23 protein-coding genes and 5 tRNA genes are annotated in these 23,060 nt (G+C 41.2%); 16 read left to right on the top strand and 12 right to left on the bottom strand.

The features are described from left to right. Positions 1-2: 2 nt before the first annotated feature. Positions 3-1,271 (bottom strand): glutamyl-tRNA reductase, encoded by a 1,269-nt coding sequence (gene hemA / locus TY87_RS20645; RefSeq protein WP_072842111.1) that lies wholly within the window; start codon positions 1,269-1,271, stop codon positions 3-5. Positions 1,272-1,493: 222 nt separating this feature from the next. On the opposite strand from hemA, the gene TY87_RS20640 reads away from it, so the two are divergent. The 13 genes from TY87_RS20640 (at position 1,494) to TY87_RS20580 (ending at position 9,401) form a co-directional block, all read left to right on the top strand. Further along, positions 1,494-3,281: a tetratricopeptide repeat protein gene (locus tag TY87_RS20640; RefSeq protein ID WP_232617198.1), complete on the top strand. Its 1,788-nt coding sequence runs from the start codon at positions 1,494-1,496 to the stop codon at positions 3,279-3,281. After that, complete coding sequence (gene lolB / locus TY87_RS20635; RefSeq protein ID WP_072842115.1) at positions 3,278-3,856, top strand: lipoprotein insertase outer membrane protein LolB; 579 nt, start codon at positions 3,278-3,280, stop codon at positions 3,854-3,856. The genes TY87_RS20640 and lolB overlap by 4 nt, the downstream gene beginning before the upstream one ends. Further along, positions 3,841-4,716, top strand: a complete 876-nt coding sequence (gene ispE, locus TY87_RS20630; RefSeq protein WP_072842116.1) for a 4-(cytidine 5'-diphospho)-2-C-methyl-D-erythritol kinase — start codon at positions 3,841-3,843, stop codon at positions 4,714-4,716. The genes lolB and ispE overlap by 16 nt, the downstream gene beginning before the upstream one ends. Positions 4,717-4,800: 84 nt before the next feature. Next, a complete protein-coding gene (locus TY87_RS20625; RefSeq protein ID WP_100188491.1) occupies positions 4,801-5,748 on the top strand; it encodes a ribose-phosphate diphosphokinase in 948 nt (315 codons plus the stop codon). Between the two features lie 69 nt (positions 5,749-5,817). Beyond that, positions 5,818-6,396: a 50S ribosomal protein L25/general stress protein Ctc gene (locus TY87_RS20620; RefSeq protein ID WP_072842121.1), complete on the top strand. Its 579-nt coding sequence runs from the start codon at positions 5,818-5,820 to the stop codon at positions 6,394-6,396. A gap of 21 nt (positions 6,397-6,417) precedes the next feature. Beyond that, positions 6,418-7,002 carry an aminoacyl-tRNA hydrolase gene (pth, locus tag TY87_RS20615; protein ID WP_072842123.1) on the top strand — a complete coding sequence of 195 codons (585 nt, stop codon included), beginning with the start codon at positions 6,418-6,420 and terminating at the stop codon, positions 7,000-7,002. Between the two features lie 25 nt (positions 7,003-7,027). After that, positions 7,028-8,119, top strand: coding sequence for a redox-regulated ATPase YchF (gene ychF, locus TY87_RS20610; RefSeq protein ID WP_072842125.1), 1,092 nt, complete (start codon positions 7,028-7,030; stop codon positions 8,117-8,119). Positions 8,120-8,233: 114 nt separating this feature from the next. Beyond that, positions 8,234-8,308: transfer RNA gene (locus TY87_RS20605), tRNA-Gln, on the top strand. Positions 8,309-8,318: 10 nt separating this feature from the next. Continuing rightward, positions 8,319-8,395: transfer RNA gene (locus TY87_RS20600), tRNA-Met, on the top strand. A gap of 11 nt (positions 8,396-8,406) precedes the next feature. Then, positions 8,407-8,481, top strand: a tRNA-Gln gene (locus tag TY87_RS20595). Between the two features lie 32 nt (positions 8,482-8,513). Next, positions 8,514-8,590, top strand: a tRNA-Met gene (locus TY87_RS20590). Positions 8,591-8,612: 22 nt separating this feature from the next. Beyond that, positions 8,613-8,687 (top strand) — tRNA-Gln (locus tag TY87_RS20585). A gap of 114 nt (positions 8,688-8,801) precedes the next feature. Then, entirely contained in the window at positions 8,802-9,401 is a 600-nt protein-coding gene (locus TY87_RS20580) for a TIGR04219 family outer membrane beta-barrel protein (RefSeq protein WP_072842127.1), read from the top strand. A 116-nt stretch (positions 9,402-9,517) separates the two neighbouring features. On the opposite strand, the gene clpB is transcribed toward TY87_RS20580, so the two are convergent. The 3 genes from clpB to rluD all read right to left on the bottom strand — a co-directional run bounded on the left by clpB (position 9,518) and on the right by rluD (position 14,017). Further along, positions 9,518-12,100 carry an ATP-dependent chaperone ClpB gene (gene clpB, locus TY87_RS20575; protein WP_100188490.1) on the bottom strand — a complete coding sequence of 861 codons (2,583 nt, stop codon included), beginning with the start codon at positions 12,098-12,100 and terminating at the stop codon, positions 9,518-9,520. A gap of 124 nt (positions 12,101-12,224) precedes the next feature. Continuing rightward, positions 12,225-12,971: a peptidoglycan editing factor PgeF gene (pgeF, locus tag TY87_RS20570; RefSeq protein WP_100188489.1), complete on the bottom strand. Its 747-nt coding sequence runs from the start codon at positions 12,969-12,971 to the stop codon at positions 12,225-12,227. 62 nt (positions 12,972-13,033) lie between these two features. After that, positions 13,034-14,017 (bottom strand): 23S rRNA pseudouridine(1911/1915/1917) synthase RluD, encoded by a 984-nt coding sequence (gene rluD, locus TY87_RS20565; RefSeq protein WP_072842133.1) that lies wholly within the window; start codon positions 14,015-14,017, stop codon positions 13,034-13,036. Between the two features lie 160 nt (positions 14,018-14,177). On the opposite strand from rluD, the gene TY87_RS20560 reads away from it, so the two are divergent. Next, positions 14,178-15,020: an outer membrane protein assembly factor BamD gene (locus TY87_RS20560; RefSeq protein ID WP_072842135.1), complete on the top strand. Its 843-nt coding sequence runs from the start codon at positions 14,178-14,180 to the stop codon at positions 15,018-15,020. Positions 15,021-15,031: 11 nt separating this feature from the next. Here the strand turns inward: TY87_RS20560 and TY87_RS20555 are convergent, their stop codons facing one another. Together TY87_RS20555 and TY87_RS20550 are read right to left on the bottom strand one after the other, a co-directional pair. Next, on the bottom strand, positions 15,032-15,682 hold the full coding sequence (locus TY87_RS20555; RefSeq protein WP_269777526.1) for a glutathione S-transferase: 651 nt from the start codon (positions 15,680-15,682) through the stop codon (positions 15,032-15,034). Positions 15,683-15,817: 135 nt separating this feature from the next. Then, entirely contained in the window at positions 15,818-16,030 is a 213-nt protein-coding gene (locus TY87_RS20550; protein ID WP_012071281.1) for a cold-shock protein, read from the bottom strand. A 478-nt stretch (positions 16,031-16,508) separates the two neighbouring features. On the opposite strand from TY87_RS20550, the gene TY87_RS20545 reads away from it, so the two are divergent. Continuing rightward, positions 16,509-17,720 carry an ammonium transporter gene (locus TY87_RS20545; RefSeq protein ID WP_100188487.1) on the top strand — a complete coding sequence of 404 codons (1,212 nt, stop codon included), beginning with the start codon at positions 16,509-16,511 and terminating at the stop codon, positions 17,718-17,720. A gap of 126 nt (positions 17,721-17,846) precedes the next feature. Further along, positions 17,847-18,305: a tRNA-uridine aminocarboxypropyltransferase gene (locus TY87_RS20540; RefSeq protein ID WP_100188486.1), complete on the top strand. Its 459-nt coding sequence runs from the start codon at positions 17,847-17,849 to the stop codon at positions 18,303-18,305. Here the strand turns inward: TY87_RS20540 and TY87_RS20535 are convergent. From TY87_RS20535 to TY87_RS22830, 6 genes are all read right to left on the bottom strand, one after another. Beyond that, the gene (locus TY87_RS20535; protein ID WP_100188485.1) at positions 18,295-19,002 is read right to left on the bottom strand and encodes a fumarylacetoacetate hydrolase family protein; all 708 of its coding nucleotides are present in this window, start codon (positions 19,000-19,002) and stop codon (positions 18,295-18,297) included. The two genes, TY87_RS20540 and TY87_RS20535, sit on opposite strands and share 11 nt — an antisense overlap. A gap of 27 nt (positions 19,003-19,029) precedes the next feature. Further along, positions 19,030-19,668: a cupin domain-containing protein gene (locus TY87_RS20530; protein ID WP_100188484.1), complete on the bottom strand. Its 639-nt coding sequence runs from the start codon at positions 19,666-19,668 to the stop codon at positions 19,030-19,032. A 258-nt stretch (positions 19,669-19,926) separates the two neighbouring features. After that, a complete protein-coding gene (locus tag TY87_RS20525) occupies positions 19,927-20,895 on the bottom strand; it encodes a porin (RefSeq protein WP_100188483.1) in 969 nt (322 codons plus the stop codon). A 409-nt stretch (positions 20,896-21,304) separates the two neighbouring features. Further along, on the bottom strand, positions 21,305-21,850 hold the full coding sequence (locus TY87_RS20520) for a DUF2058 domain-containing protein (RefSeq protein ID WP_100188482.1): 546 nt from the start codon (positions 21,848-21,850) through the stop codon (positions 21,305-21,307). A 164-nt stretch (positions 21,851-22,014) separates the two neighbouring features. Further along, on the bottom strand, positions 22,015-22,224 hold the full coding sequence (locus tag TY87_RS20515) for a cold-shock protein (RefSeq protein ID WP_012071288.1): 210 nt from the start codon (positions 22,222-22,224) through the stop codon (positions 22,015-22,017). A gap of 619 nt (positions 22,225-22,843) precedes the next feature. Continuing rightward, the coding region (locus tag TY87_RS22830) for a hypothetical protein (RefSeq protein WP_232617196.1) at positions 22,844-23,060 on the bottom strand (217 nt) is incomplete at its 5' end.

Raw genomic sequence — 23,060 nt, 5'->3', positions numbered from 1 at the left:
TTTTAATTATCTTTTTCTTCGTAAATGCCCAATACATTTGAGGCAATGATTAATGCATCTTGATCGGCGTCGGCACCAGCATCACGCAAATAGCGTGTTGGCGCATGAATGAGCTTATTCATTAAACCATGAGCAAGTTTGTTAAGCACTTGCTCAGGAGACTGTCCCATTTCAAGACCTTTTAGAGCTTTTTCCAGTTCTGTATTTTTTATGGCCTCAGCGGATTGCCTAAAGGTCACTATCAGGTCTGACACTTTCCTCGACTCAACCACTCGTCGATAAGAATCAACCCCTTCTTCGATCATTTGCTCGGCCGCTTTCGCCGCATCTTGCCTTGCTCTGACATTTTCTTCAATCACTGAATGAAGATCATCGACGGTATAGAGATACGCGTCGTTTACTTCTTCCACTTCTGGCTCAATATCACGAGGCACAGCGATATCAATTAACAACATTGGTGAATGGCGACGTTGCGACGTTGCACGCTCTACCATGCCCTTACCGATAATAGGTAATTGGCTCGCTGTAGACGATATAACGATATCAGCCTGTGATAAATAATCGCCAATTTCACCCAACATAATGGCTTCAGCATTAAGCTCATCCGCTAAGATCTGAGCTCGTGCCAAGGTTCGGTTGGCCACTATGATGCGTTTAATACCATTTTCTTTTAGATGCCGCGCTACCAGCTCAATAGTTTGCCCAGCGCCAATTAATAGCGCCGTACTGTTTCTAATATCTGCGAAAATACGTTGTGCAAGACTCACTGCAGCAAACGCAATAGAAACCGGATTTTCACCGATGGCTGTATCCGTACGTACACGTTTAGCAACTGAAAAAGTACGCTGAAATAAAGATTCTAGTTCCGGACCAATACAAGAGCCTTCTTGCGAAACTGCATAAGCAGACTTTACTTGCCCAAGAATCTGAGGCTCGCCTAGAATCAACGAATCTAAGCCTGATGCCACACGCATAACGTGGCGCACACTATCGTCATCAGAATGTGTATAACAGTATTGCTGTAATTCAGGCAAAGCAATGCCATGATACTCGCCAAGCCAAGCAATCACGCCATCCACCTTGCTAAGATCTTCAACCGAACAATATAGCTCGGTGCGATTACAGGTCGATACTATTACTGCTTCATTGGCTTTATTCTCAGATATCAGAGAAGACAAGGCATCGATCATCTTTTCAGGCGCAAAGGCCACACGCTCACGTATCGAAACCGGCGCAGTTTTGTGATTTATACCTACAGTGATTAGCGGCATTCAGGACTCTTCTCAAAGATCGAGATCTTAAGGTAATGACAGGAACAAGCATTGCTCCAACATGACTCTTTACATAAAGAAGACACATTATACGAGAAATTCGCTTTTTTTCGCACCCCATATGCTCAATAAAAGTAATAGGATTAGTTTATAGTTATGACTGACATAAAGAGCCGCTAACGATACCATAAGGGTTGTATGAATTTAGCATCGAGAAAAAACATGCCTGTTGTTTTAGGCCCTGTACACAAAAAACATCCCCAAAAGCCCATTACAAAAGGGATTTTGTTATTTTTCACTCTTCTAAGCTTGCCTCTACTGAATGCATGTAGCCAAAACACGACTCAACAAAACACCTTGCCACCAAGTAAAGAGACACCTATAACGGAGAGCTTTGCTAATAAGGGTAAAATTGAGGAATTACTCAATGCCGAATTCACCTTACAAAGAGAAGGCCCAAACAAAGCCTTTGAACCTTTTTATGGATTAGCCAGCAAATCTGGCGATATTGCACTGATAGAAAGACTGACACACATTGCAGTGGTATCTCAAAATCACCTTTATATAGAAAGAAGTGCGAACTTATGGCTGTCTGTCGACCCAACATCGGAAGCCGCCTATTCATTAAAATTGCAGGTTCTCATCAAAGACAATCGCGCAGAAGAAGTAACCACTCTACTCATTAACGCCATGAGACATAAGGTTTCGTTGCGTTTTTTACCTATCTACCTCGAAGATAATGTCCGCGATAACGACCAAGTCAATACGATAGAAACAGCAATTTATGCACTTCCGCCAGAGTTAAAAAATAATCAATACATACAAGTAAGTTACGCGCATCTTTTACTACTTTCAGGTAAATATCAGCTTGCTATTAATGCATCAGAAAAACTGTTAGCCCAAAAAAATACAGACAAAAATGAAGCACTTTATCTTATTTTGGCCTTTAGCCAAAAAAGCCTTGGACTGCTAGATGATGCCATCAAAACACTACAAACAGCATCTCAATATTTTCCCAAAAATACGCGAACAATCACACCTTTGATCGATTTCTTAGTTGAAAATGAACAACCAAAGGCGGCTACCGAGTTTTTCCAAAAAACAGATTTAGAGACACCTGAAAAACTACAAGTTGGCATTAACTTGATGCGTACCTTGCTGGAACACAACCAACCAGGATTAGCATTAGCAACAGCCAACGATCTCCCCGAAAAACAACTAGGCCTATCCAATCAGGTTAAATACTTAACAGCCATTGCTCTAGCTCAATTGGATAAAAAAGCACAAGCCGTAAAGGTGATGGAAAAAGTTGACGGCGCCTTACGAACCAATGCCACCAATCAAATAGCCCTATGGCTTTATGATGACAACAAAGAGAATGATATCAATAACATGGTGCTACGTAGAACAACGCGAGAAAACATGCCTGAGCAAGTTGCCGCTATCAGTCGTCTTCATGAAGAAAAAGGCCATACTGATTTATCATTCGAATTGATAAATAATGCTCTTATCGCACTTCCAGAATCTGACGCTTTGCGCTATCACAAAGCGCTACTCGCTGACACTCTAGGTAACTGGAAGATCACGGAGAAAGAGTTAACAACCTTGCTGCAAAAAGACCCAGACAATCCGCAGTACTTAAATGCTCTCGGCTATACGTTACTCACTCGAACCAAAAGAATAGATGAAGCCATGAGGTACATAGAATCGGCTTATGAAAAAGCAGACAATGACCCCGCTATTATTGATAGCCTAGGCTGGGGATTCTTTCTGAAAGGAGAGTTTGAGCAGTCTTCTTATTATTTGAAAAAAGCTTGGTCAATTTTACCAGACGCTGAAATCGCGGCCCACTACGGCGAATCACTATGGAAACAACGCCATTACAAAGAAGCAATAGCCGTATGGGAAGCTGCTTTAGAGACATCACCCGATACACCACTTTTACTCGACACCATTAAACGACTGTCACCGTCGTTACTTGAAGAACAAAAACAGGACAAACCGTCATGACTTATCGCACGCTCTGTATTCTTGCCTTTACCGCACTTATTAGTGCCTGTAGTTCCAGACCAACAGGACCAATAACACCACCACCAGAAAGCGTTAGCGCCATTTCGAAATGGGAAACATCAGGCAGAGTAGGTATACGAACAAAGAATGATGCCGTTTCCGGCAATTTTAATTGGCAAAAGGATCCAAAAACATTTGCCTTGAGTATCGTTGGTCCTTTCGGACAAGGTGCTACTCATCTAAACCAATCGAATGATGGTATTGTGACATTAGCTTATGAAGATACTGTCGTTACAGGTAACAACCCAGCGACTTTACTACAACAAGAGTTAGGCTGGGAGTTCCCTGTCAACCAAGTCACATATTGGATTAGAGGGTTAGCCTATCCAAATTCGGCTGCTAGAATAAGCAAAGACCCAGATAGCCAATTGCCAAATAAAATAGAGCAAGATGGCTGGCTTATTACCTATAGCAATTTCACTAAGGTAGATGGCTTGTCTTTACCGCAAAAAATGCAAGTGTCAAACCCGCCATTCAGAGTCAATTTAATTATTAACCAATGGACCATTCAGTAACCAATATGCAATTACCTTCTCCTGCAAAATTAAATTTATTTTTACACATCACTGGTCGACGAGAAGACGGCTACCATGAACTACAAACACTGTTTCAGTTTATTGATTTATGCGACACGCTCGATTTTTCACTAACTAGAAATAACCAAATCACAATTACACCTATTATTGAGCATCTTCCTACAGAAGATAACCTCATTTATAAAGCGGCAAAACTGCTGACACCATTCAAGAAAGATTCAACATTCGGCATCGACATTATCCTAACAAAACAATTACCTATGGGTGGCGGAATTGGTGGCGGTAGCTCAAACGCAGCAACCGCTTTGTTGGCGCTAAACGTATTATGGGGATGCCAGCTTTCTTTGGAAAAACTGGCAGAATTAGGCGTGCAATTAGGTGCTGACATTCCTGTTTTTGTCATGGGGTTCGCAGCGTTTGCTGAAGGCGTTGGAGAGAAGCTACAAAAAGTCGAGTTAGATACACCGTATTTTTTGCTCATTAAGCCCAATTGCCACGTCTCAACTGGTCAAATATTTACCGATAAATATTTGACAAGAGACACCCCTCCCATCAGAATATCGCACGCCTTGAAGCTGGGTGGGCATAATGATTGCTTAGACGTGGTAAAAAAGCACAATCCTGAGGTCAATGAAGCGTATCTGTGGTTGAAAAATTATGGTGACGCGAAGCTTACAGGAACAGGCGCTTGTCTATTTTTAGCATTCGATAATTTGCGCGACGCCGAACGAGTAAGATCGTCTACACCGACAAAATGGCAGAGTTGGGTTTGCCGTGGCTGTAACACTTCTCCAACACACGCTGCGCTAAACCAGTGGATTGAGCAAAATCGAGGTTAGTGTGCCACATAGACAACACCACCTCAGCCAGTCTTTTCTTGGCTAATAAATAGTCATCGCTACAAAATACAAAGGGTATACACAGTGTCCAAGTTGATGGTTTTTACCGGTAATGCAAACCCTGAACTCGCTCGCAGGGTGGTTCGCCGCCTAGGGCTACCTATCGGAAATGCAACCGTAGGTAAGTTTAGCGACGGAGAGATTACGGTCGAGATCAATGAAAATATTCGTGGTAAAGACGTTTTTATTATCCAATCTACATGCGCACCTAGTAATGACAACTTGATGGAACTTATCGTCATGGCAGACGCTTTACGCCGCGCATCTGCCACTCGAGTTACCGCTGTTATACCTTACTTTGGTTATGCTCGTCAGGATCGTCGTGTACGTTCTGCTCGTGTGCCAATTACAGCAAAAGTGGTTGCTGATATGATTTCAGCAGTGGGTATCAATCGCGTACTAACAGTTGACCTTCATGCAGACCAAATCCAAGGATTCTTCGACATCCCTGTTGATAACGTCTACGCCACACCATTACTGCTTGATGATTTGCAACGCCAAGGCCATGAAAACATCACGGTTGTTTCTCCCGATGTGGGTGGTGTTGTTCGTGCACGTGCTTTTGCAAAATTACTAGATGATGCGGACTTAGCCATCATTGATAAGCGTCGCCCTCGTGCCAATGAAGCACAAATCATGCACTTGATAGGCGATGTAGCTGGCAAAACATGCGTTCTAGTGGACGACATGTGTGATACTGGTGGCACATTATGTGCTGCTGCAAAAGCACTAAAAGAACATGGTGCAGCAAAAGTACTTGCTTACTGTACTCACCCTGTACTGTCTGGCAAAGCGATTGAAAACATTAAAAATTCCGTGCTTGATGAGTTGGTCGTGACTGATACCATCCCATTGACACAAGAGGCGCTTAACTGCCCTCAAATACGCCAATTGTCGATGTCTGACATTATGGCGGAGGCTGTTCGTCGCGTATGCAACGAAGAGTCTATCAGTGCCATGTTTGGGGCCTAAGCCAAACACTAACGCTCGGAACGGGTCGCATTTCTGGGCACAAACTTTATTAATTATTAGGAAAATACCATGTCATTATCTATTAATGCCGTAGCACGTACTCAAGAAGGTAAAGGTGCGAGCCGCCGCCTTCGTAACGAAGGCCTAGTGCCAGCTGTTATTTATGGCGGTGAGACTGCTCCAGTATCTATCTCTTTCAAAGACAACGAGCTACTTAAAGCTGTTGGCACTCCTGGTTTCTTAACTGGCCTAGTTGAAGTAACTGTTGAAGGCAAAACTGAACAAGTTCTTGTTAAAGCGCTACAACGCCACCCATCAAGCGGCGCAGTAATGCATATGGATCTTCAGCGCGCTCAAGCTGATAAAGTGATCACTACTCGTGTTCCTTTAACCTTCATCAACGCTGCACAAAGTGAAGGCGTTAGCAAGCAAGGTGGTCGTTTGACTGTAGAGTCTAAATTGGCTGAAGTTCGTTGCCTACCAGCAAACCTTCCAGAAGTATTGACAGTAGACGTGATCAAAGGCCAACTTGATCAAATCTTCCACCTTTCTGATGTTATCCTTCCTGAAGGCGTAGAGCTTGTGTCTTTGCTTAAAGGCGAAGATCACGACCAACCTATCGCTCGTATCGGTAAGTCTAAACGTTAAGATCTCATTGAAGGCAGTATTGTGGCAGGTTTCAGATTATTAGTAGGCTTGGGGAATCCAGGCAGCGAATACGAGAACACTCGCCACAATGCAGGCGCTCAGTGGATTGAGGCATTGGCTCGTCAGAGCCAATGCTCTCTTCGTTCTGAAAAAAAGTTTTTTGGCCAATTTGGCAAAGTTTATATAGCTGGTGAAGAATGCTATCTCCTTATTCCCACCACCTATATGAATTTAAGCGGTAAAGCGGTTCAGGCCGTCTGTCAGTTTTATAAAATCCCTCCTGAAGAAATCCTTGTTGTTCACGATGAGTTAGACATCTCCCCAGGTACCGTCAAATTAAAACAAGGCGGTGGGCATGGTGGTCACAACGGATTAAAAGACATTATTTCAAAGCTGGCGAACAATCGAGAATTTGGTCGCCTCAGAATAGGCATCGGACATCCTGGTCATGCAAGCCAAGTTGCCAATTACGTTCTGAAAAAAGCCGCTCCAGACGATTACACGAAAATAGAACAAACAATCGACGAATCATTACGCTATGTGGATGACATCGTTCGCGGCAATCTAAATGTCGTAATGAATCAGCTACACAGCTTCAAAGCATAATCACTTAATTATTAGGAATCTCACTATGGGTTTTAATTGCGGCATCGTTGGGCTACCTAACGTTGGTAAATCGACTCTATTTAATGCATTAACCAAAGCAGGCATTGGCGCAGAAAACTTTCCGTTCTGTACTATCGAGCCAAATGCTGGCGTTGTTGCTATGCCAGACCCTCGCTTAGACGCACTAGCTGAGATTGTAAAACCTGAACGTGTTTTAGCGACTACAATGGAATTTGTTGATATTGCCGGCCTTGTAGAAGGTGCTTCAAAAGGTGAAGGCCTTGGCAACAAGTTCCTAGCTAACATTCGCGAAACAGATGCCATTGCTCACGTAGTTCGCTGTTTTGAAGACGATAATGTTATTCATGTTTCAAACCACGTGAATCCAAAACTAGATATTGAAGTTATTAACCTTGAGTTGATCTTTGCTGATATCGAATCCATCGACAAACAACTACTCCGCACAGCAAAAAATGCCAAAAGCGGCAACAAAGAAGCTATTGCTCATAAAGCATTCTTAGAAAGCATTAAAGAACATCTAGAAAACGGCTTACCTGTACGCTCTATGGAAATGTCTGACGAACAGAAGAAAGAAGTTCGTTCATTGCACCTGTTAACAACTAAACCAACCATGTACATCGCTAACGTTGCTGAAGATGGTTTTGAAAATAATCCACATCTTGACCAAGTACGCGCAATCGCAGAAGCAGAAGGAGCAATGGTGGTTCCTATCTGCAATCAACTTGAAGCGGAAATTTCTGAGCTTGATCCAGAAGAGATGCAAGAGTTCCTTGACGAGATGGGCATGGAAGAACCAGGATTGGATCGAGTGATTCGTGCGGGCTATGAATTGCTAGGCCTTCAGACCTACTTCACAGCGGGTGTAAAGGAAGTACGTGCTTGGACAGTCAAACAAGGCGCAACAGGCCCACAGGCTGCTGGAGTGATCCACACAGACTTTGAAAAAGGTTTTATCCGTGCGGAAGTTATCAGTTATAACGATTTCATCCAATACAAGGGTGAAAGTGGCGCTAAAGAAGCAGGGAAATGGCGTCTTGAAGGAAAAGACTACATAGTAAAAGACGGCGATGTAATGCATTTCCGCTTTAATGTTTAACAGATAATGAAACATTTTTAGAAAAACACTTGACCCATTAACAGGTTATATGAATAATATCGCGCCACAGAGGCAGTAGATCAATTTGTATAAACTGTTTTTGTGTCAGTCTGTTGGGGTATAGCCAAGCGGTAAGGCAACGGGTTTTGATCCCGTCATGCGTAGGTTCGAATCCTTCTACCCCAGCCAACAGACTAAAGGCTATGTAGCTCAGTTGGTTAGAGCACATCACTCATAATGATGGGGTCACTAGTTCGAATCTAGTCATAGCCACCAATTCGATATGTTGGGGTATAGCCAAGCGGTAAGGCAACGGGTTTTGATCCCGTCATGCGTAGGTTCGAATCCTTCTACCCCAGCCATCGATACATTTTAGTAATGAACAAACAGTTAAGGCTATGTAGCTCAGTTGGTTAGAGCACATCACTCATAATGATGGGGTCACTAGTTCGAATCTAGTCATAGCCACCAGTTAAAAAAAGAAATCCTTTATTGGGGTATAGCCAAGCGGTAAGGCAACGGGTTTTGATCCCGTCATGCGTAGGTTCGAATCCTTCTACCCCAGCCATCTATGTAAATATTCTTCACAATACGTCATCTCTTCTCCTTATTTCATTGGTTTTTACTTCTCTTCAACCTATAATTAGACAAAATTTATCCACTCGATATATGGACACTAATTATGAAATCAGCTCTTTTACTTTCGACTGCTTTGTTGGCAAGTGCCGCTCATGCTGATGTGCTTGGTTTAACCGCTGAAGCTGGCTCCTACATAACCAATGACGGCGAAGACTTTAACACCTACTTTGGTGTTGCAGTAGAACACCCAATCCCACTGATTCCTAACTTCCGTATTCAACACCAAGATTTAGAAGGTAAAGTAGGAAGTACAAAAATTGATACGTCCTATAATGACTACACACTTTATTACGAATTCCTAGACGGCCTTTTATGGCTAGACCTAGACGCAGGTATTACCTTGCGCAGTATAGATGGCTCTATCGGCTCAACCGATGTGAGTGATTCCTATCCGCTAGGCTATCTATCTGCTTACGTTACCTTCCCAGGTACAAGCCTGTCTGTCGGTGGTGAATTGAAAACTGGGGGCGGTAGCGATGCCAACATTACTGATACAACCTTTAAGATTAAATATCAGGCTCTATACTTCGCAGGCTTAGAAGCAGGCTACCGCAAGGTTAGCGAAAACATCGACGACATCGACGGTTCATCATTTGATGTTGACTTTACAGGTGTATTTATTGGCGCCTTCGTAGACTTCTAATTATTAGCTCTCTAGGCTCTAATCTTAGCCACTAGTTTTCAAAATAAAAATCCCGCTGAAATCAAAATATTTCAGCGGGATTTTTTTACATTATTTGTAAAATATTAAATCTAATACTATCTAGCTTTAGAGAAGCTAATCACGCCTTCAGAAACATCCGCAACAATGCTATCTCCCGTAACAAAATGTCCTGATAGCAACTCATTTGCCAGTGGGTTTTCTATCCATTTCTGTATCGCACGTTTCAATGGACGAGCACCGTATACAGGATCATAACCCACCTCAACCAACTGATCGGACGCGGCATCCGTTAATACCAATGACATCCCCATTTCAGCCAGTCTATCATTCAAATGCGAGAGCTGAACTGTAGCAATACCTTTAATTTGCGACTTCATCAATGGATGGAAAACAACAGTTTCATCGATACGGTTAATAAACTCAGGACGGAAGTGCATTCCAACCACCTCCATCACTTTTGCTTTAATTTCTTCATATTGATCAGCAGACCGATACTCTTGAATCAAATCAGAACCCAAGTTCGACGTCATGACAATCACGGTGTTTCTAAAGTCCACAGTACGTCCTTGCCCATCGGTTAATCGGCCGTCATCCAGAACCTGCAAAAGAATATTGAAAACATCAGGATGCGCTTTTTCCACTTCATCCAGTAATAACACTGAATAAGGTCGGCGTCTTACCGCTTCAGTCAGATAACCACCCTCTTCATAACCCACATAGCCTGGAGGCGCACCAATCAAACGAGCAACAGAGTGTTTTTCCATAAATTCAGACATATCGATTCGAACCATGGCCTGTTCAGTATCAAAAAGGAACCGCGCCAGAGATTTACATAACTCAGTCTTACCAACTCCTGTAGGGCCCAAGAAGAGGAAAGAGCCATTAGGTCGATTAGGGTCAGACAAACCGGAGCGAGAGCGACGAACTGCGTTAGAAACAGCTAAAACGGCTTCATCCTGACCCATAACAGATTCATGTAACGCATCTTCCATACGCAACAATTTATCACGCTCTCCTTCAAGCATTTTATCTACCGGAATACCTGTCCATCGCGAAACGACCGTCGCAATCTCTTCCTCGGTAACACGTCTTTTCAGCAATCGCGTTTCTGTTGTTTCTTCCGCCTTACTGGCTTTTTCTATTTCAGCCTCTAACATTGGAATTACACCATATTGGAGCTCTGACATTTTCGCTAAATTGCCACTGCGGCGAGCTTCTTCCATTTCATGACGCACGGTTTCAAGATCTTCTTTAAGTTTTTGAGCACCTTGCACTGCAGCTTTTTCGGCATTCCAGATTTCTTCTAAATCAGAAAACTGTTTCTGCAAGCTATCAATTTCGACATCCAACTCCTCCAAGCGAAGCTTGGAGGCTTTATCTTTTTCTTTTTTAAGCGCTTCTTTTTCAATCTTCAATTGAATCAAGCGACGCTCTAAACGATCCATGTCTTCTGGCTTAGAATCCATTTCCATGCGAATGCGACTGCCCGCCTCATCAATCAAATCAATCGCCTTATCCGGTAATTGGCGATCTGTTATGTAGCGCTGAGAAAGCTTGGCGGCGGCAATGATGGCAGAATCGGTAATATCAACACCATGATGGACTTCGTAGCGCTCTTTTAGACCACGTAAAATAGCAATGGAATCCAATACACTTGGCTCTTCCACCAGCACTTTTTGGAATCGTCTTTCCAATGCCGCATCTTTTTCAATGTACTGGCGATATTCATTCAATGTTGTCGCGCCAACACAATGTAATTCGCCACGAGCAAGAGCAGGTTTAAGCATGTTGCCGGCGTCCATTGAACCTTCAGACTTACCTGCACCAACCATAGTATGAATTTCATCGATAAATAAAATCACTTGACCTTCTTGCTTAGCAAGCTCATTAAGAAGGGCTTTTAGACGCTCCTCAAACTCACCTCGATATTTAGCACCAGCAATCAAAGCGGCCATATCAAGAGACAAAACTCGCTTATTTTTCAGACCTTCAGGCACTTCGCCGTTAATGATTCGCTGCGCCAAGCCTTCGACAATAGCGGTTTTACCCACACCAGGCTCACCAATCAAAACAGGGTTATTCTTACGACGACGCTGCAAAACTTGAATAGTACGGCGTATTTCGTCATCTCGACCAATAACCGGATCAAGTTTTCCTTCCGCTGCTCGTGCTGTTAAATCGACAGTATACTTGTCTAACGCTTGACGGTTTTCTTCTGCATCTGGATCATTCACAGAATCACCACCTCGAATACTATCAATTACCACTGCGATATCTGCCTTAGTGACACCACTTGCTTTTAAACTTTTTGCAAGGTCATCTTTACCATCAAACATCGCCATCAACACGAGCTCAGAAGATATATATTGATCTTTTCGCTTCTGCGCCTCTTTGTCGGCTAAGTTAAGTAACCTACCCAACTCCGGAGACATCTGCACATTGCCGTCGTGATCATTTACTTTTGGAAGACGAGACAATAGCTCATTGAGACTCTCACGGAATTTAGTAACAGGAATACCTGCTTGCTGAAGAATCGGACGAGTACTACCACCCTGTTGATCCAGCAGAGCCATCATTAAATGAAGTGGTTCGATATAAGAGTGATCTTGCCCAAGTGCGACGGATTGAGCATCGGAAAGTGCTAGTTGTAATTTACTGGTTAAACGATCTATACGCATGACCTGACATCCTTTGTAAAATAAGATGGAATATTTCAATTAAAAACTTAATAGCCTTTAAAAATGACTTTTCAAGATCCTTAGTGTCATTTTTTTGACACCCATCAATAAAACAGAGGATTATTTACTCAGCAATCCAAATAACAGAGGCCATTCGCCCTGTTTTACCATCACGCCGATAAGAATAAAAACGCTCCTCATCGGTAAACGTACAATAGTCGCCACCGTATATTTGTGTAATACCTGCGGCCACTAAACGCTGTTTCGCCAATAAATACAAATCACCTAGCCACTTGCCAGCTTCATCAGCAGGCTTAAAAGCCGCTTCAGCATCTGAAATAACTGACATAAACGCCTCTCGCACCTCATCTCCCACTTCAAAAGCATTTGGCCCAATAGCCGGCCCCAGCCAAACCATAACACCGTCCTTTTCATCAAACTGCGTCAAGGTAGATTCTAAAACACCAGTACAAAGTCCACGCCAACCAGCATGAGCCACAGCTACCTGCGTCCCAGCTTGATTGCAGAAAAATACTGGCAAACAATCCGCCGTTAGCACAGCACAAACCTGATTAGCAAAGCTAGAAACAGCCGCATCAGCACTATCTGGCAAAGATTCACAAGGCAAGCAGGCCACATCCGTACCATGCACCTGATTTAGCCAAGTCGTTGAATCCGGCATATCAATATAAGAAGCGAACAGTTGGCGATTCTGCTGAACCGCAGCAGGATCATCCTGTACATGAAGACCTAGATTAAGACTATCAAACGGCACGCTACTAACTCCACCAATACGAGTGGAGACATAAGCACGAACAGATGAAGGCGCAGGCCAAGTAGGGCTAATATAAGATGAGGCATGAGAAGACATTATAATCTCCAAAAATAAAAAATAAAAAAGGCAGCCGAAGCTGCCTCTATAACACGACCAAATTAGAAATATTCAGAGTCGTTACTACCAGACTCCACCATATCTTTCTTAAGGGCGTCTAATAGTTTCTTCATATCATCTGGTAAATCAATTTCCCATTCCATCCATTCGCCAGTAATAGGATGAGACAATTCTAATTTTTTAGCATGCAATGCTTGGCGACGGAAATGACGTAGCTCATCCTGCAACTCAGGAGAACACGCCTTTGGCATTTTCAAGCGACCGCCATATTGAGGGTCGCCAACCAACGGATATTGAATAAACGCCATATGAACGCGAATTTGATGAGTGCGCCCTGTTTCTAGCTTTAAACGAATATGCGTGTGATTTTTAAAACGCTCAACTAAGCGATAATGCGTTACCGCATCTTTACCATTAACAGGCTCTACCGCTTGTTTTTGACGATTATGTGGATGACGACCGATAGGCTCATCCACAACACCACCGCCAGTCATCACACCAATAGAAACTGCTTCGTATTCACGACCCATACTACGCTCTTGCAACTGAGTCACAAGATCGGTTTGCGCAGCCAAAGTCTTAGCAACCACCATCAAACCAGTTGTCTCTTTATCAAGGCGATGCACGATACCAGCACGCGGAATATGAGCCGTCTCTGGTGCATGATGAAGAATCGCATTCATCAAAGTACCATCTCGGTTACCAACAGCAGGATGCACAACCAAACCCGCAGGCTTGTTTATGATCATGATGTCATCATCTTCATAAACAACATCGAGATCCATTGCTTGAGCTTCATGCTCTTCTTGAGCTTCGATAACAATATCCAATGTCACCACTTCACCGCCAAATAATTTTTCTTTTGGTTTAGTGATTTTACCATCGACCTTCAAGACACCTTCTTTGATCCAGCTCTGTATCCGCGAACGAGAATAGTCACTAAACAATTCTGTTGCGATCTGATCGAAACGGTTGCCACCCAAATCGAAAGGAACTTGGGCTTCTTTTACTATGCGCTCTGCCATACAATGTACTTTAGTCTGTTGTTTTCAGCTCAATAAATTTATCATTGGGCTTGAATGTGAAAAAACGTGTAGCGCCTTGCACTTCATCATCTTTCGCAATATAACGCTACAAAATGCCGATTGAGGCTTACCTACTACCATATCAAGGTTTTGATTATACATGGGATTTCATCACTCGTTGCTCCGATTCTCTGGAATAGTTAGTTTTTCTTTATTCATTGTTGCCTGTTCAAGCAAACAGGTACAAGAACCAGACCTACCTGAACGCGTCTATTACGACAAAGCTCAGCAAGCTCTAAAAGAAAATCTTCCTACTACCGCCATTAAACATCTAAAAGATTTAGATTCTCGCTATCCATTTGGTGAATTTAGTACTCGCGCGGAATTAGACTTAATTTACGCACAAATGGAGGCAAGCGATTTCATCGCAGCTCATGCATCAGCTGAGCGATTTATCAAAAATCATCCAGAACACGATTCTGTAGATTATGCTTATTATATGCGTGCTTTATCAACCTACAAAGGTGCAGAAAGCTTAATGTCTCGCTACTTAAATCTTGATCCAAGTGAAAGAGATTCGAAAGAACTTGCCAAAGCATTTAATGAACTTGCAGATTTTACATCTCGTTTTCCCAAAAGCACTTATGCTCCTGATGCAAAAGCACGTATGTATTATTTGCGAGAAATGGTGGCCCGTCACGAACTACAAGTGGCACGCTATTACCTTAAAAGGAAAGCACCGCTTTCTGCACTACGTCGTAGCCAAGAAGTAATTCAACACTATCCAAGCACACGCTCTGTAGAGGAAGCACTGGCCATAAGCATTCAATCATACAATGATTTGAAACAAACAGATTTGGCACAAACCAATCTAGCAGTATTAAAACAAAATTTTCCAAATACATCGTACATTGACAATAATGGTAACTTTGTCACCCTGAAGCTACCAAGCGATGCTGACCCCGGATTTCTATACTGGGTTTCATTTGGTCTAATTAACTAGATACCATCTAGTTAGGTAGCAGGGTACAGAGTATTTTCTTGCCCTGCGTGCCAAGCTGGATGTTTTGCCATGACTACAGAAATGAACCTATCCGAGTTAACGAAATAAGCAAGCCAACGTTTCACATTAGTGTACTCAGACAAATCAAACCATTTCGGATTCACAGCTGCAAACTGACGGATGAAGGGGAAAATGGCAATATCCGCCAAACTTCTCGCCTCACCTGCTATAAATACCCTATTTTCTAAACGCTTCTCCAGTCGAGACAAAAATACCGCTCCTCTACCGCGATAATAGGCTTCGCTACGTTCTGGGTGTCGATCCGCATATTTATATCTATCCAGCCAGTACTTAAAAAAATGATCATTGTAAGTAACCCAAGACATTATTCGATGCCGTTTCTGACTGTCTGCAGGCCACAATTCATCAGCCTTTTGCTTATCACCTGCCCGCGCTAGAGCCCAAAAAATAATATCCAAGCTCTCAGGATATCGCGTCCCATCAAGGTCAATTAACTGAGGAACCGTCGAACGCCCTCCCAATAACAATAATTCTGGCGGTTTAGACTTTAAAACCACCTCGCGCAAGTACACATAGACATTCAGTTCAGCTAGCGCGTATCTAGAGCGCATTGCATAAGGACAACGCCTAAACGAATACAAAAACGGCAGCAAAAATATCTCCTACTTTTTATAAACTATACAAATTATAAACATAAAAAAACCATGCTCATAATAAATACCTCATATAAAGTAAGATATTCAAGCGCATGGTTTTTTGGTCAATCAAAAGCTTATTTAAACTGGTGTAACATTCTCAGCTTGGGGACCTTTCTGTCCTTGAGTCACTTCGAACGTTACTTTTTGACCTTCTTGTAAAGTGCGACGACCACTACCATTTATTGAACGAAAATGAACGAAAACATCAGGTCCGCCTTCACGCTCAATAAAACCAAATCCTTTTTCATCATTAAACCATTTAACAATACCTGATACTAACTGACCTGACATAACAACCTCATTATTTATGTTGCCCTTAAATGGGCAATCTTTTAACTATGCTAAAAGCCTTTAAAGCTTGAGTAACTTCTTAATGTTAAGCATATTAAGTTAAGATTTATCTTAAAAAATACACCAACTCATCGATAATAAGTCGTAAAAAATAAAATAGAAAGCGGATGAAAAACAAGTATTGTTAAAAAAAGTAATAACACTCAACCAAAATATTAGCCCTATCCTATAAAGCCAACCTAAAATCATAACCATACTAAGCCATAAAACAACAAAAACTCCCAAAACTTCAAAACAGTGCAATTTAGGAAGAGTTTAATTAAATAGCACCAAATAAAAGCACAGATGGAACGTTTATTGCTTAATCCAAAATAAATTTGAATTAAACAATCTAAAAAAACCAATAAAGCCCCAAAAAAGAGCAATTAAGGACAATAGCAAACCTTTTCGGTGCAAAAACAAACGTTAGGAGCCACCTTTGACATCCACAAACAGTGCAGTAGAGATGCTAGTTTCCAGTTCAAATACTCTTTTTATACTACTTGGCGCCATAATGGTATTCGCCATGCATGCAGGGTTCGCTTTTTTAGAAGTGGGAACGGTACGGCATAAGAATCAAGTAAATGCGTTAGTCAAAATAATGACTGATTTTGCAATTTCGGCGCTCGTTTACTTTTTTGTTGGCTATCAAATTGCCTATGGCATTAATTTTTTTGACAGTGCAACAGTACTATCGCAGGAGCATGGCTATAGTTTAGTAAAGTTTTTTTTCCTCATGACTTTTGCTGCGGCGATACCTGCCATAATTTCTGGTGGTGTTGCTGAGCGAGCAAAATTTTATCCCATGCTAATTTCTGCAGCAATAATTGTTGGCATTGCCTATCCATTTTTTGAAGGCATTGTATGGAATGGTAATTATGGTCTTCAAGATTGGCTAGAAAAACAATACGGGGCGCCTTTTCATGACTTTGCAGGCTCCGTTGTCGTTCATGCTTTTGGGGGCTGGGTTGCCCTTGCTGCCATTATCCTACTTGGTACACGCAGAGGCCGTTTTAGACACGGAAAATTAGTCGCATTCGCACCGTCAAACATCCCATTTTTGGCCTTAGGCGCTTGGATACTTTGCATAGGTTGGTTTGGTTTTAACGTCATGTCAGCACAAACGCTTGATGGCGTAAGCGGTTTAGTGGCTGTTAATTCTTTAATGGCGATGGTTGGTGGCATCATAGCGGCCATGTTATTTGGAAAAAATGACCCAGGCTTTATCCACAATGGCCCCTTAGCAGGTTTAGTTGCCGTATGCGCAGGTTCAGACATCATGCACCCTATTGGCGCTTTAGCCACAGGAGCATTTGCCGGTGTAATATTCACCACTTTGTTTACTATTATTCAGCAAAAATTCAAACACACAGATGATGTTCTCGGTGTTTGGCCTCTGCATGGCGTTTGTGGAGCCTGGGGAGGCATTGCAGCAGGTATTTTTGGATCCGAGACGCTTGGTGGCTTAGGTGGCGTTAGCTTCTTCTCTCAGCTCGTAGGAAGCTCTGGTGGAATCGTAATAGCAACACTAAGCGGATTCATTGTTTATGGAATAGTTAAGTTAGTGAGCGGATTACGCCTCAGTGAAGAGGATGAATTTAACGGGGCAGACTTGTCAATTCATAAAATAGGCTCTATTGGCAAAGAATAACACTACCTCGTATAAAAGCCTGATGTCGTTTTGGTTCATTTTTAACTAAACCGACATCAGGCTTTTTTATTTTCTAGTTCATCTAGAGGTCTGTATAATTGCCCATTTATTGAAGCGAAAATACTAATGAAGATTTGGCTACTCACGCACAGTGAAGAACTAAAAAAAGCATCAGGAACAGGAAGACTAGTAAAAGAAACCCTAGGAAAAGAATGTGAAATTATCGTATGGTCCAGAGTCGCGCCAGATGAAGCGATATTAAACCTATCACCATCCGACACTCTACTAATTTATTTGTGTGAAAATGAAGAGCAAAAAGCTGTTAGTGATAGCCAGATATCCAAGAATAACACCATTATTATTGACGGAACTTGGCAACAAGCTCGCAAAATATACAATCAATCTCCCTACCTACAAAAATTCAAACATCATGAAATTCAAGGTGTAAAATCCGTATACAACAAACGTCGTAATCAAAAAAATATCGGTCTTTGCACTGCTGAAGTCGCTATTCATATTTTGACTGAATACAAGCATCCAGCAGCGGAAGAATTATCTAATAAATTCACTAAATTCAACCAGTAACACTTACTCTGATTTCACCCAAATGCTCAACCCAAGCCTGCATTTCATCCCCAACAACTACAGCCCCTACATTCTCAGGCGTCCCCGTCATTATTAAATCACCTGGTCGTAACTCAAAGACCTCTGATAACTTACAAATAACCTCTTCAATAGACCAAGTTAAGTTTGTAACATTGCTAATTTGCTTAAGATCACCATTAACTTTTAATCCAATTTCAGCCTTTGAAACATTATCAGCAAGTAAGTCTGTTTTTAATAAAATAGGGCTTATTGGTGCAGACTCATCAAATGATTTACCCACCTCCCAAGGACGTCCTTTCTTTTTAGCTTGCGACTGAAGATCTCGACGAGTCATGTCCAAACCTACTGCATAACCGAGAATGGCCTCTCTAGATTGCTGCATCGTTAAATTACGACCACCTTTACCTATCGCGATAACAAGCTCCACCTCATACTCAAACTGTGATGTAGCCATTGGATAAGTAATAAAAGTTGTTTCAGAAAAGCCTGCAGGTACAACACAAGAAGAATCTTTTGCAAAGAAGAATGGTGGATCTCTTTCTGGGTCATCACCCATTTCTTTTGAATGTTCAGCGTAATTACGGCCAACACAATAAACACGACCAACTGGGTATACTTGATTACTTTCAGCAATAGGTAAATAAACTCTATCTTGCTCAGGTACAATATTTTTCATTTAAGTCTCAATAAAGAATAGTAGGATTTAGAAATGGCCTGACTTTAACCAAATAAAGCAATTTGACGGCACAACCCAATGATCTAATCTGAAGCTAGGCTCACGTAGCCATGCTCCAGAAGCCATTTGAAGGTCTTCGTACTCAGCTTGTCCAGATATAATAAATAACTCAACGGAAGTCGCTAAGTCCAATTCACTTAATATATCTTCACCATTCTGAATACGAACAAACCAAACGCGCTCAGCGCCAAATTCGTAAAGAGGAACAACTTCGGATTTTTGAGATGACCAGATATTAGGAGTATCTATATAGATTTGATTTAAATCGGAGACTTGAAACTGATGTAATTTAACCAGTAAAAAACAGCCATCACGGCTATGAGGAGCATGACTGCTACCGGGAGGGTTTCTAAAATAACTTCCTGCTTTAAAATCACCTTTTTCATCTGAAAAAACACCATTTAAAACCAGTATTTCTTCTCCAAGAGGATGTGGGTGAGCACGAAATACCGAGCCAGCCTCATATCTAACAAGACTCGTTGCATGACCTCGCTCAGCTCCCTCTCTTGCTAAAGGCTTTCTATAAACACCAGACATAGGACTGGCGATCCAATCAATTTTATCCGTATCCATGAATACTGTCTGAGCAAAATCCATGTTAAGCATAACCGACCGCCAATCTCATATTAAAAAATCAGTTTAACGGTTTGATCAAATAACAATCAAGTTTTTATTAATAACAAAACCTAAATATCAGACATAAAAAAAGCACCAGATGCTGCCACCTGATGCCGAAAAATGTTCCAACAAATCCGCCTACAAGAGAAGAAATATGGAACCTTGAATGATCTTACTTAACATAAGGCTCCCACCTTATTATTAGATAGGAGCCTTAGAGTAAATAAAATCCTCTAGGAGAAGATCTTAGAAACCGTAGTAAACACCAACAGCTGTCTGAGTGTCTGTAGTGCTAGATTTAGCATTTTCAAACTCGCCTAATTCAGCATATACATAAACATTTGATGCTAGGTCATAAGTTACACCAGCAGCATATTCGTTAAAGCTACTAGAACCAGCAGCATCAGGATCTACATTTTGGTAAGAAGCATATACATCACCAGCACCGTAACCGTAACGAGCAGCTAGACCTAGAATATCCTGAGTACTTTCTGTTGTTTCATATTTAGCAGTAACAGAAAGATTTTCTAGTGGATTAACAGTCAAAGCTAGACCAGTTGTCGCTTTAGCATTTCCAGATGTAGTAGGACCTGTTGTATTACCACGAGTATCATGAGCCAAAGCAACAGAGAACATATCAGCTGAATATTTCAAAACTGTCATGCTAGAAAGATTGTCGTAGTTATTATTCGCAGTAGCTCCAGTACCTTGGCCTTCGCTAGCTTTACCCTTAACTTGAATAGCTACTTGCACTTCAAAGCCACCCATAGACGGAGCGAAGAACGCAATAGTATCGCCTTCTGAAGTATTAGCAGCTTTTGTTGGGCTCAAATACTCAAATTGGTTGATATTATCTTGGATTGCGTTGTTGTAGATAGTATCAAACGAACCAATTTGAACTTTACCGAAAGAACCTTTCAAACCAACATACGCTTGATCTAAGTTAGATTTACCAGAATCAGTAAGGCCAGATTTTTGATCAGCTTTGATTTCAATTTCATATTTGAAGAAAGCAGTCAAATCGTCATTGATTTTCGTGTCGCCTTTCAAGCCAATAGTTGAACCATTGTCTTCAAAGTTTCCGCCCGCTTCTTTATCAACGTATACGTACTGGATGTTACCGTAAACATCTACTGTAGAACCTTCAGCAGCTTGAACTGATACAGAAGCAAGTGCTGCACTTGATACAGCAATAGCAATAATCGATTTTTTCATTCTCGTTTCCCTTTTAAATGTGTGTACGCTTTTCTTGTAGGCGCTTGATATGTGCAAGCAACAATCAAACAATTTAAACATTTCGTAGAAATAGACAACCACATGCAAGCTAATTGCATCAAGTATCCATTATAAATGCTTATTTCGTGAAATATATCATATATAAAGGATTTTTTGTATGAAAAATAGCCATGGAAAAACAAAAAAATCAATAGATTAAAAACAATTCGATCAGAATGTGCATAAAACAACTAAATGTATAAAATACTAAATAGTCACTCTAGAAACACATCGTAAAATAGACGCTTGATGCTGAATGAAAGCTATCAAAGCGAAATAAAGAAAGAATAAAGGAAGCAGAAAAAGGTGGGGCTAGAGGGCTAAAAACCCTCCAGGCATAAAAATATATTTACCACATCAAGTCATCAGGAATCTGAAAGTCAGCATAGGGATCATCATCAACACTTTCAACTCGGTTATTACAAACAAGCACATAAGATGGATCACGCTCAGTTATCTTTACAGCAACAGGCTCAGGAACAAGTTCATACTGCTGCTCAAGCTTAACAATTGCCAACCGGCCTCGGCTCAAGTCATCGTGCATGGATTGACTAATATATAGCTGCTTTACCTTTTTATTATCTGTGAAATGATAAGCAATATCCCCATCCTGCTTTCGAATTCGATTTTGCTCTATCATTTGTCGAATTTGCCCCTGTATTGCTTTCTGCTCAGCGAGCTTTTGTCGCTCCATATTCAAAGCTCTATCTTTATCAGCTTTTTCTTCCCTTTGACGCTTCAACTCCTCTTGACGGCCATCATCTCCAGTCGCTAAGGCTTTACCTTTTTTAATTTTCTGCTTGAGCTGTAAAGATTCCGACTTTAACTTCTTAACTTTCTTTTTATCAACAAGCCCAATACCTAATAATTGTTCTTGCAATGATTTCGTAGCCATATTTTCCTCCCTCAGAACATCTAGCCAGTACTTTAAAGTATTATTGTAGAAGCCCCCTTATAGCTTTAAACAAATCAAATACCAACCTATAAAAACAAAAAAAGCGACTTTAAAAGTCGCTTTTTAGCATTCGCACTGCTGAGAGTATCCTCAGCAACGTTACCTTATAAAGGAGTAACGTTTTGAGCTTCAGGGCCTTTTTTGCCTTGAGCTACTTGGAATTCAACTTTTTGGCCTTCAGCCAAAGTTTTGAAACCAGAAGTGTTGATTGCAGAGAAATGAACGAAAACATCAGGACCTTGATCCTGAGTGATGAAACCGAAACCTTTAGTTTCGTTGAAAAATTTTACTGTACCAGTTACTACGTCAGACATGTCTGTTTATCCTGTAGGTTAAGTTAATTTATACGAAGATGTAAATCATCTACGTTATAGTGCTAAAAAAACTCGGTATTACTTATGACTTAACAGGACCGAACATACATGACGTAATATTCGCAACTCTGGACATAAATATTGCCAACTCTTTTAAACGAAATTGATTGTAGTCCGCTTTGAGTCACTGGGTCAATCATGTTTTCCATAATTTTTATCTATTTAGATAAAATAGGGGTTATCTAAAATCTCAAAAAAAAGCTATCTCTATGTATTATAAGCATTTATTACTAAATAAGAGTCGGAAAAATATCTATAAATATATCTAAGAAATCTTATTTAAAAATCACTTCCAAACGTTTTTCAGGATAAGTTATCGCAGGAGAATGAGTTCTATTTTATATTTCAAGCATAACTTGAAGATCCCCCCCCTATTATTACTAGTTGTATTAGCCTTATCATGAGTTTCTGTAGATTAAAATAGACGCAATCTAAAACATTACGCGCTCCCATAGCAATGCGTAAGTAGAGAGCTCCCTCCACAAGATAGCTAATCAAACCGTTATTAAATATTGAAAAAATCAAATTTTGTTTTTTCTCGTCCAAATGAAATCACTTATTACACTATATGCATGTAATATAAGAAAAGGCTCATCAGAAATTGCATTGCTTCACCCAGAATCATATATTTTCCAAACATCTCCCTATAGACAAAAGAGCTTGGCAACATTAGCTTACCGGCCAATAAGAGCCCTACACGACCTCTCATTGCCTTATAGTAAGTGTCTTCACAACTTTCCGAAACACTTTCCTTGAGACGAAAAAAAGCCCTGACA

The organism is Marinomonas sp. BSi20584, from assembly GCF_002792415.1.
Taxonomy (GTDB): Bacteria; Pseudomonadota; Gammaproteobacteria; order Pseudomonadales; family Marinomonadaceae; genus Marinomonas; species Marinomonas polaris.
Note: the sequence above shows the minus strand (reverse complement) of the source record. Positions and strands in the feature narration are given on the sequence as shown.